The following is a 9,559-nucleotide window of genomic DNA, read 5'->3' as shown; positions in this document are numbered from 1 at the left end:
CCCCGACCTCGTGCGCGGCCTGACCCTCGAGCTGGCACCCGGCCGCCTCGTCGCGGTCGTCGGGCCGAGCGGCAGCGGGAAGACGACCGCCCTGCTCACGCTCGCGGGCCTGCTGCCGCCGGCGGCGGGCGTCGTGACGCTCGACGGGGTCGACGTCACGTCGGTGCCCAACGAGCAGCGCGCCGCCCGCGTGGTGCTGGCCGCCGAGGACGCGCACGTGTTCGGCACGTCCGTCCTGGAGAACCTGCGCGTCGCCCGGGGCGACGTGACGGCCGACGAGGCGGACGCCCTGCTGCGCGAGGTCGGGCTGGGTGCCTGGCTCCACGCGCTGCCCGACGGGCTCGACACGCTGCTCGGCCCCGACGGGCGGAGCGTGTCCGGCGGCGAGCGCCGCCGGCTGCTCGTCGCTCGCGCGCTGGCCGCTCCCGCGCCGCTCGTCCTGCTCGACGAGCCGGTCGAGCACCTCGACGCCGCGACGGCGGACGACCTGGTGCGCCGCCTCGCCGCGCGGACCGGGCGGGGGTTCGTCGTCGTCACCCACCGCACGACCGCCCTGGAGCACGCCGACCTCGTGGTCCGCGTGCACGCCGACGGCTCGCTCGTCGCGGGCACGCACGCCGAGCTGCTAGCCACCGACGCCGAGCACCGCGCCGACGCGGCCGCGCAGGCCGCCGCGAGCGACCCGTCGGCACCCGAGCCGCCGGACGGGGAGGGCCCCCGTGGCTGACGCCGCACCGGGCTACGGTGAGCCGGTGAGCCCGACCTCGCCCCCCACGCTCGAGCCGGCCGACGGGCCGCTCGCCGCCGGCGCGATCCAGTCCGGCGAGCTGATCGCGCTGGGCGGCGCCCCGCGGCCGCTGACGGGCGACGCCCTCACGGACCTGCTCGACGCGATGCTCTCCGTCGCGGCCGAGCTCTCGCTGCCGGAGGTGCTCAACCAGTTCCTGTCGGTGTCGCTGTCCCTCACGGGCGCCCGGTACGGCGCGATCAACGTGCTCGACACGCAGGGCGCGTCGACGACCTTCGTGTTCGCCGGCATCCCGACCGCCGTCGCCCGCATGCTCGAGCACGGCCCCCACGCCCGCGGCGTGCTCGGCGCGATCCCCGCCGAGGGCGCGCTGCGGCTCGACGACCTGCGCGACCACCCCGCGTTCGTCGCGTTCCCGAAGGGCCACCCGCCCATGGGGTCGTTCCTCGGCGCGAGCGTCCGGGTCGGCCGGCACGTCTTCGGGCAGCTGTACCTGTCCGAGAAGGCGGGCGGCTTCACCGACGCGGACGAGACCGTGGTGACGGCGCTCGCCGCGGCCGCGGGCGTCGCCGTGGAGAACGCGCGGCTGTACCAGGACGCCGAGCAGCGCGAGCACTGGCTGCGGGCCAGCCAGGAGATCACGACGATGATGCTGGAGGGCGCCGACGAGGAGGAGGCGCTCGGCCGCGTCGTCACCGTCGCCCGCCAGATCGCCGGGGCGAAGCTCAGCGCGCTCGTGATGCCCGGGGTGGGCGGGCACCTCTACCTCGAGATGGTCGACGGCGAGGGCACCGACCACCTCGTCGGGCTCATGGTCCCGCCGGAGGGCATGTCGTGGTCCGTCATGCGCAGCGGCCGGGGGCAGCTCTCCGAGTCGATGTCGCAGACCTCGCTCCTCGAGGAGCTCAAGGTCTTCGGCCCGGCGATGTACGCGCCGTTGCAGGCCGGCGGCCGCACGCTGGGCGTGCTCGTCGTCGCGCGCGGGATCGGGGACGAGCTCTTCGACGACGGCGACCTGGACACGGCCGAGTCGTTCGCGCGCCAGGCGGCGCTCGCGTTCCTCCTCGCGGAGGCGCGCCACGCCCAGGACGTCGCGGCGCTGACGGACGAGCGGGACCGCATCGCCCGCGACCTGCACGACATGGCGGTCCAGCAGCTGTTCGCGACCGGCATGCAGCTCGAGGCGCTGCGCACCGGCGTGGTCCGGGGCGAGTCGGCCGCCGACCTCGACCGCGACCTGCGGACGGCGCTGGAGAACGTCGACGGCTCGATCCGTGCCATCCGCGCGATCGTGCACGCGCTGCGCGACGCCGACGCCACGAAGAACCTGCGCGAGCGGCTCACGCAGGAGGCGGAGCGGGCCCGCGCCGCCCTGGGCTTCCTGCCGCGGATCGAGCTGGCGCTCGACGGGCGGCGCGTCGCCGAGGACGGGTCCGACGACGACCGGCTCGAGGACCGCCTCGGCGCCCGGCTGGCCGACGACGTGGTGGCCGTGATCCGCGAGGGCTTCGCCAACACCGCGAAGCACGCGCACGCCCGGCACGTCACGGTGACGCTCAAGGTCGACGGCAAGGGGCCGACCGGCTCGGTGGTGTGCGACGTGCTCGACGACGGTGTCGGGCTCCCCCGCGTCCGGCACCGGCACTCCGGCACCGGCAACCTGGCGGCGCGGGCCCGCCTGCACGGGGGCACGTTCTCGCTGGGCACCGCCCCGACCGGGCACGGGACGCTGCTGCGCTGGCAGGCGCCGCTCGGCTGACCGCCGGCGCCGGCCGGGAGCCGCTCAGCTGGAGGCGTTCCCCCGCCACGCGCCCGAGCGGTGGGAGGCGACCCACGCGACGACCTGCGTGCGCCGCTGCAGGCCCATCTTCGCCAGCAGCGACGTGATGTGGTTCTTCACCGTCTTCTCCGCGACGCCCAGCCGCTCGGCGATCTCCCGGTTCGAGAGGCCCTCGGCGATCAGGTCGAGCACGCGGTGCTCGCTCGGCGTCAGGTTCTCGGTCGGGTCGTCGTGGCCCGCCTTGCGCCGGTTCACGGTGCGCTCGTCGAGCAGGGTGCGCCCCGCCGCGACCTGGCGGACCACGTCGCCGATCTCGGCGCCGCGGACGGTCTTGAGCATGTAGGCGACCGCACCGGCGTCGAGCGCGGCAGCCACCGCGTCGTCGTCGTCGAACGACGTCAGCACGACCGGCCGCACCTGGGGCTGCTCGGCCAGGACCGCCTTGATGATGTCGATGCCCGTGCCGTCCGGGAGCATGAGGTCGACGAGCAGCACCTGGGGACGCACGAGGCTCGCCCGCCGCACCCCGTCCGCCACGGACCCTGCCTCGGCCACGACCGTCATGCCGTCGGTCCGCTCGATGACCTCGGCGATGCCCCGGCGGACGACCTCGTGGTCGTCGACGATCATCACGGCGATCTGGCCGGGGGTGCTGCGCTGCTCGTTCACTCTGCGATCGTATCGACGTGCGCACGTCCGACGAGGCCACCACGCGGCCGGAGCTGCTGATCCTGCTCCCGACGACCCTCGAGGAGGACCCGGCCCTGCCGCCGGGCGTCCGCGGCGTCCGGTACGACCCGGCCGAGCGCCTGCCCGACGGCGTGCTCGACGCCGACGTCCTCGTCGCGTGGGGCAACGGCCGCCGCCAGCTGCGGGACGCGGCGGCCCGGCTGCGACGCGTCCGGTGGGTCGCCTCCCTCGCCGCCGGCCCGGACACCGTGCTGGAGGCGGGCTTCGCGCCCGACGTCGTCGTCACGTCCGGGCGCGGGCTGCACGACGGGCCCGTGGCCGAGCACGCGCTGGCGCTGGTGCTGGCCGTCGTGCGCCGCGTCCCCGACCTCGTGCGTGCGCAGCAGGACCACCGCTGGGCCGGCGAGCTCGGCGGCATCCAGCCGCTGCACGACCCGCAGGTGCGCACCCTGGCGGGCGCGCGCGTCCTCGTCTGGGGCTTCGGCTCGATCGCCGCCCGGCTCGCGCCGCTGCTGGCGGCGCTGGGCGCGCAGGTCACCGGCGTCGCGCGCACCGCGGGCGTGCGGCACGGGTTCCCCGTCGTCGCGCAGGACGAGGTGGCGGTCGAGCTCGCCCGCACCGACGTGCTCGTCTGCCTGCTCCCCCAGACCCCCGCGACGCACCACCTCGTCGACGCCGCCGTGCTCGCGGCACTCCCGCCCCGCGCCTGGGTCGTCAACGTCGGCCGCGGCAGCACGCTCGACGAGTCCGCGCTGCTGGCGGCCGTCCGCTCGGGCGCGATCGCCGGGGCGGCCTTGGACGTCGTCGAGCGCGAGCCTCTCGACCCCGCCTCCCCGCTGTGGGACGAGCCGCGCGTCCTCGTCAGCCCGCACGCCGCCGGCGGGCGCCCGGTCGGGGCCGCCGCGCTGCTGGAGCGCAACGTCGCGGCCCTGCTGGCCGGGCGGTCGCTGGAGAACGTCGTCGAGCGCTGACGCGGCTACCAGCGGCCCCGGCGCGGCCGCGGCTGGCACCTCGGGCACCCGTACGACGAGCGGTTCATGAAGGCGTCGCGCCGCACGGGCGTGCCGCAGCGGGGGCAGGGCTGGCCCTCCCGGCCGTAGACGGCCAGCGACCGGTCGAAGTACCCCGACTGCCCGTTGACGTTCACGTACAGCGCGTCGAAGCTCGTGCCGCCCTGCGCGAGCGCGTCGCGCATCACCTCGGCCGTCGCGTCCAGCACGCGCTCGACGTCCGCCCGCCGCAGCAGGTCCGTCGCGCGGGCGTAGTGCAGGCGGGCGCGCCACAGCCCCTCGTCGGCGTAGATGTTGCCGACGCCGGAGACGAGCGTCTGGTCGAGCAGCGCGCGCTTGATCCCCGTGCGGCGGGCGCGCACCCGGTCGACGAGCGCGGCCCGGTCGAGCGCCGGGTCGAGCAGGTCGCGGCCGATGTGCGCGACGGGCTGCGGCACGGCGGCGAGCTCGGAGCCGCGGCCGCCGGGGGCGTGGTCCGGCGTGGGGACGAGGTCGGCCACCTGCACGTGGCCGAACGTGCGCTGGTCGACGAAGTCGAGCGCCTGGCCGTCGTCGAGCAGCATCCGCACCCGCAGGTGGGGGTGGGTGGCGCCCGCCACGACCTCCGCCGGCGACGTGCGCACGAGCAGCTGCCCGCTCATGCCCAGGTGCACGACCAGCGCGTCGTCCGGAGCTGCGCCCCCGTCGTCGAGGACGACCCAGAGGAACTTGCCGCGCCGCGCGGCGGCGGCCAGGCGGCGCCCGACGAGACGCCCCGTCAGGTCCAGGGGTCCGCCGGCGTGGTGGCGCACGGAGTAGTCGCGGCGGACCTCGACGGCCGTGACCGCGCGGCCGAGCACGTGCCGGGCCAGACCGTCGCGGACGGTCTCGACCTCGGGGAGCTCAGGCACCCGCCGTCGCGTCGTCGCGGGCGGCGGTGCCCCGGGCGGCGCGCAGCGCGTCGAGCGCGCGGTAGGCGTTGGCGGCGGCCTCCTGCTCGGCGATCTTCTTCGCCGGGCCGGTGCCCTCGCCGCGCACCTCGCCGCCGATGACGACCCGCGCGGTGAACGTGCGCGCGTGGTCGGGGCCCTCGCCGACGACCTCGTAGACGGGGGCGCCGAGGTTGAGGCAGGCGGCGAGCTCCTGCAGGGACGTCTTCCAGTCGAGGCCGGCGCCGAGCGCGGCGGCGCGCTCCAGGGTCGGGCCGACGAGGCGCTCCACGCACGCGCGCGCCACCTCGAGGCCGTGCGACAGGTACACCGCGCCGAACAGCGCCTCGAGCGTGTCGGAGAGGATCGAGTCCTTCTCGGCGCCACCGGTGGACAGCTCCCCCTTGCCGAGGAGCACGTAGCCGCCGAGGTCGAGGGTGCGGGCGACCGCGGCGAGCGCACGCTGCGAGACGGTCGCCGCCCGCATCTTCGCGAGGGCGCCCTCCGGCTGGTCCGGGTGGCCGCGGTACAGCGCCTCGGTGACGACGACGCCGAGCACCGAGTCGCCGAGGAACTCGAGGCGCTCGTTCGTCGGGATGCCGCCCGCCTCGTGCGCGAACGAGCGGTGGGTCAGGGCGAGCACGAGAAGCTCGGGGTCCAGGTGGACCCCGAGCTTCTCGAGGAGCTGGTCGGCCGACGCGCTCACGCCCGGCCTCCTGCGTACGTCACCGCGAGGGTGTCAGCGGGCCTCGTGCTCGCTGCGGAGCGCCTCGACGTACTGACGGCCGGCGTAGGCGCCGCACGACGGGCACGCCGTGTGGGGCTTCGTCGCCGACTGGCAGCGGGGGCAGGTGGTGAGCGTCGTGGCAGTGGTCTTCCACTGCGACCGACGCGCACGGGTGTTGCTGCGCGACATCTTGCGCTTCGGGACCGCCACGGCTAGCTCTCTTTCGTCTCGTCTGTCGTGCTCGCCAGCCCCTGGAGGGCCGACCAGCGCGGATCCAGCACTTCGTGCGAGTGGTCAGGGTCGTCCGCCAGGCGTGCTCCGCACTGCGAGCACAGTCCCGGGCAGTCGGGGCGGCACAGCGGCTGGAACGGCAGAGCCGTCACGACCGCGTCCCGCAGCGCGGGCTCCAGGTCGACCAGGTCGCCCTCGAGCTCGCGCACGTCCTCCTCGTCGTCGCCGTCCTCGACCGCGACCGCGGCGCGCTCGGGGTACACGTACAGCTCCGTGAGCGAGACGTCGACGTCCTCGACGACCTCACCCAGGCAGCGCACGCACTCCCCGACCGCCCGGGTCCGGACGGAACCGGAGACCAGGACCCCCTCCATGACCGCCTCGAGCCGGAGGTCCAGCTCGACGTCGGTCCCGGTGGGGACACCGATCACGTCGGTGCCGAGATCGTCGGGGGCACCGACCGTGCGCTGCACGGTCCGCGTCGATCCGGGCCGGCGTCCGAGCTCATGGGTGTCGAGCACGAACGGCGAGCGGGGATCGAGGTGAACTGGGCGCTGCACGGCCACCGGTCCCCTCGTCGATCTCGGCCCTCGCCACGACCGGCAGGACCAGCGGACAACTCTACGGCACGCCGGACAGGCTGCCCAAATCCGCGTGCGTCACACACCCGCGTGCGTCACCCCCCACGCGCGCGTCAGGCCTCGGGCGCCTCGAGCCGGCTCGCCAGCTTCGCCCGACCCGCCTGCACCTGCGCGAGGACCTTGCCGAGGTCGATCTCGAAGTCGGCGAGCCGCCGGTCGCAGTAGTCGTCCGCCTCGCGGCGCAGCCGCTCGGACGTGGCCTGCGCCTCGGCGACGACCTCGGCGGCACGCTCCTGGGCCGCCACGACGACCGCCTCCTGCTCCACCAGGCGGGCGGCACGGGCGCGCGCGTCCTCCAGGATCCGCTCCGCGTCCGCCTGCGCCGCGGCGCGGGCCGCGTCGGCGTCCGCGACGACCTCGTCCGCGCGCGCCAGCTGCGTCGGCAGCACCTCGCGCGCCTGCGCGACGAGCTCCAGCAGCTCGGCGCGGCTGACGAGCACGGACGACGACATCGGCATCGCCCGGGCCGCGGCCACCGCCGCCTCGATCGCGTCCAGCACCCCCGTGAGCCCCTCCGGGCGCGTCGTCGGCTCCGTCATCCCCGCTCCTCCCCTCGTCGTGCGCCGGACCCCCGCGACGCACCCCCCAGCGCCTCGAGGACGGCCGGTGCGACCACGTCCGGCACCAGGTCGTCGATCCGCCCGCCGAAGCGCGCGACGTCCTTGACGAGCGACGACGCGACGTGCGCGAGCCGCGTGTCGCCGATGACGAACACGGTCTCGACGCCGGACAGGTGCCGGTTCATCAGTGCCATCGGCGACTCTGCGTCGAAGTCCGCGCCGCCGCGCAGCCCCTTGACCACCGCGACCGCGCCGACGGATCGCACGAAGTCGGCGAGCAGGCCGTCGACCTGCTCGACCCGCACGCGCTCCTCGTCGGCGAACACCTCGCGGGCGAGCGCGACACGGCGGTCCGGGCTCAGCAGGGGGCTCTTCGACGAGTTCCGGGCGACGCCGACGACCACCTCGTCGAAGAGGGTGGCGGCGCGCCGCACGACGTCGACGTGTCCGAGGGTCAGCGGGTCGAACGAGCCCGGGCAGACGGCGGTCCTCACGCCCCCAACGTACGCGGTCGCGTCCGTCGCGCCCGTCGGCCCCGGGCGCCGTGTCGGTGCCGCGGGCGTCAGGCCGTCGGCGGCTGCGCGAACCACACGCGCGTCTCGCCGTAGCGGCGGTCGTCGGTGCGGACCAGCCCGCCCCCGTCCGGTCCCGCCGCGGGCCACGCGGGCTCGGGCGAGCGGGCGGACCGCTCGACGACGACGAGCCCGTGCGGCGCCACCGCCGCCGCGACGCCGGCCAGCACCGCCCCCAGGGCCTCCTCCGTGACGTCGTAGGGCGGGTCGGCCAGGACGAGGTCGAAGCCCTGCTCGCCGCGCGCGAGCCACCGCTCGGCACGGTCGGCCGCGACGCGCACGCGGTCCGCGAGACCGAGGGAGCGCGCGTTGGCGCGGCACACCTCGGCCGCCTCGCGCGCCGCCTCCACGAGGACCACCTCGCGGGCGCCCCGGCTGGCGGCCTCCAGCCCGAGCGCGCCGGAGCCCGCGTACAGGTCGAGCACCCGGGCGTCGTCGACCGCGTCGAGGTGCTTGAGCCGCGAGAACAGCGCCTCGCGCACGCGCTCGCTCGTCGGCCGGGTGCCCGCCCGGGGGACGCGCAGCGTCCGGCCCCCGGCGGTGCCGGCCACGATCCGCGTCATCGCCGCCCTCCCGCGGCGTCCGCCTGCTCCTGCAGCTGCTCGAGCAGCGGCTTCGTGCGCACCGAGGTGGCGAACGCGAACGCGGCACCGGCCAGCACCAGCTGGACCACCAGCAGGGTCTGGCTCGTGCGCTCCAGCAGGATCGACACCCACCACGGCAGGAGGCCGACGAGCACCACGTCCGGCCCGCGGGCGAGCACGGCGGCGACGCCCGTGGGCACGGCGCCCGCCGGCGTCGAGACCAGCGGCCCGCCCCAGTCCGGCGCGGGCCGGTAGGCGGCCCGCACGGCGGCGGCCGCCCAGACGGGCGCGCCCGCGACCGCGAGGGGGACCCAGCCGGACGGGTCGCCCGCCCAGCGGCCCACCGCCACCAGGACGACGAGCGACCACAGCAGCATCGCCGCGGTCGGCACCACGGTGCGCAGGCGCCGCGTGGTGCGCGCGTCGAGCGGCAGCAGCCGGTCGAGCACCGGCGCCATCTCCGCGCGGCGGGCACCCTCGCCGGTCGCGCTCGCCGCGACGTAGCCCGCGAGCAGGACCGCGACGAGCACGCCGACGGGGCTGGCGAGCTCGGGCACGCTCGCCACGAGCACGGGGACGAGCGCGGTCACCACGAGCTGCACGACGTGGCGCGGCGAGCGGCGCAGCGCCACGAGGTCGGTCGTGACGAGCGCCGACGCGGCGCCGCGCGCCGTCCGGAGCCGCGACACGAAGCGGCGCGCGGGCGGCGCCGCGGCGTCCGTCAGGGCCCGACCGAGCTCGCGCGAGTCGAGCGAGACCGCCGCGCCGACGGCCTGCGCCGCCACGGAGCCGCTCTCCTGCAGCGAGCGCGCCGGGATCCGGCCCAGGCGCGCGTCGACCCACCAGCCGAGCAGGCCGACGAGCGCCACGAGCCCGCCGACGGCGGCCCAGGGCAGCGCGGGCACCGCGTCGACGTGCCAGCCCTGCACGGCGAGCCCGACCGCGACCAGCGGCGACAGCGCCAGCAGCACGTCGCCCACGAGCGCGGTGGTCCGGCGCGCGACGCCCCACGACTGGCCCACGGCGGCGGCCAGCACGACCGCCGCGGCGACGAGCGCCCCGGTCACCGTCACCACGACGACGCGGCCGGGCCGGTCGGTGAGCAGGC

At 76.6% G+C, this 9,559-nt stretch carries 12 protein-coding genes; 3 read left to right on the top strand and 9 right to left on the bottom strand.

The genetic code is table 11. From position 1 onward, the window contains the following. On the top strand, nucleotides 1–727 hold a 727-nt coding region (locus HGCM_RS17910; protein ID WP_147573154.1), incomplete at its 5' end, for an ATP-binding cassette domain-containing protein. A 25-nt stretch (nucleotides 728–752) separates the two neighbouring features. Next, nucleotides 753–2,507 (top strand): GAF domain-containing sensor histidine kinase, encoded by a 1,755-nt coding sequence (locus HGCM_RS10095; protein ID WP_019136719.1) that lies wholly within the window; start codon nucleotides 753–755, stop codon nucleotides 2,505–2,507. A gap of 24 nt (nucleotides 2,508–2,531) precedes the next feature. On the opposite strand, the gene HGCM_RS10090 is transcribed toward HGCM_RS10095, so the two are convergent. Continuing rightward, nucleotides 2,532–3,158, bottom strand: coding sequence for a response regulator (locus HGCM_RS10090; RefSeq protein ID WP_040399728.1), 627 nt, complete (start codon nucleotides 3,156–3,158; stop codon nucleotides 2,532–2,534). 56 nt (nucleotides 3,159–3,214) lie between these two features. Between HGCM_RS10090 and HGCM_RS10085 the strand changes: the two genes are divergently transcribed. Next, the gene (locus HGCM_RS10085) at nucleotides 3,215–4,189 is read left to right on the top strand and encodes an NAD(P)-dependent oxidoreductase (RefSeq protein ID WP_019136717.1); all 975 of its coding nucleotides are present in this window, start codon (nucleotides 3,215–3,217) and stop codon (nucleotides 4,187–4,189) included. A 5-nt stretch (nucleotides 4,190–4,194) separates the two neighbouring features. Here the strand turns inward: HGCM_RS10085 and mutM are convergent, their stop codons facing one another. From mutM to HGCM_RS17895, 8 genes are all read right to left on the bottom strand, one after another. Further along, nucleotides 4,195–5,118, bottom strand: a complete 924-nt coding sequence (gene mutM, locus HGCM_RS10080; RefSeq protein ID WP_019136716.1) for a bifunctional DNA-formamidopyrimidine glycosylase/DNA-(apurinic or apyrimidinic site) lyase — start codon at nucleotides 5,116–5,118, stop codon at nucleotides 4,195–4,197. Further along, a complete protein-coding gene (gene rnc / locus HGCM_RS17905) occupies nucleotides 5,111–5,842 on the bottom strand; it encodes a ribonuclease III (protein ID WP_019136715.1) in 732 nt (243 codons plus the stop codon). Before rnc ends, mutM begins: the two co-directional genes overlap by 8 nt. A 33-nt stretch (nucleotides 5,843–5,875) precedes the next feature. Continuing rightward, nucleotides 5,876–6,073 carry a 50S ribosomal protein L32 gene (gene rpmF, locus HGCM_RS10070; RefSeq protein ID WP_019136714.1) on the bottom strand — a complete coding sequence of 66 codons (198 nt, stop codon included), beginning with the start codon at nucleotides 6,071–6,073 and terminating at the stop codon, nucleotides 5,876–5,878. Between the two features lie 2 nt (nucleotides 6,074–6,075). After that, nucleotides 6,076–6,654 carry a YceD family protein gene (locus HGCM_RS10065; protein ID WP_026075396.1) on the bottom strand — a complete coding sequence of 193 codons (579 nt, stop codon included), beginning with the start codon at nucleotides 6,652–6,654 and terminating at the stop codon, nucleotides 6,076–6,078. A gap of 134 nt (nucleotides 6,655–6,788) precedes the next feature. After that, nucleotides 6,789–7,274: a hypothetical protein gene (locus HGCM_RS10060; RefSeq protein WP_019136712.1), complete on the bottom strand. Its 486-nt coding sequence runs from the start codon at nucleotides 7,272–7,274 to the stop codon at nucleotides 6,789–6,791. Then, a complete protein-coding gene (gene coaD / locus HGCM_RS17900; RefSeq protein ID WP_019136711.1) occupies nucleotides 7,271–7,789 on the bottom strand; it encodes a pantetheine-phosphate adenylyltransferase in 519 nt (172 codons plus the stop codon). Before coaD ends, HGCM_RS10060 begins: the two co-directional genes overlap by 4 nt. A 68-nt stretch (nucleotides 7,790–7,857) precedes the next feature. Further along, nucleotides 7,858–8,430: an RsmD family RNA methyltransferase gene (locus tag HGCM_RS10050; RefSeq protein WP_019136710.1), complete on the bottom strand. Its 573-nt coding sequence runs from the start codon at nucleotides 8,428–8,430 to the stop codon at nucleotides 7,858–7,860. Beyond that, nucleotides 8,427–9,559, bottom strand: a 1,133-nt coding sequence (locus tag HGCM_RS17895; RefSeq protein ID WP_051016068.1) for a DUF6297 family protein, incomplete at its 5' end; no start/stop codon positions are given. The genes HGCM_RS10050 and HGCM_RS17895, both read right to left, overlap by 4 nt.

This window comes from Cellulomonas massiliensis JC225, assembly GCF_000312005.1.
In the GTDB taxonomy this organism is placed as follows: domain Bacteria; phylum Actinomycetota; class Actinomycetes; order Actinomycetales; family Cellulomonadaceae; genus Cellulomonas; species Cellulomonas massiliensis.
This window is presented reverse-complemented; position numbering and strand designations above follow the sequence as displayed.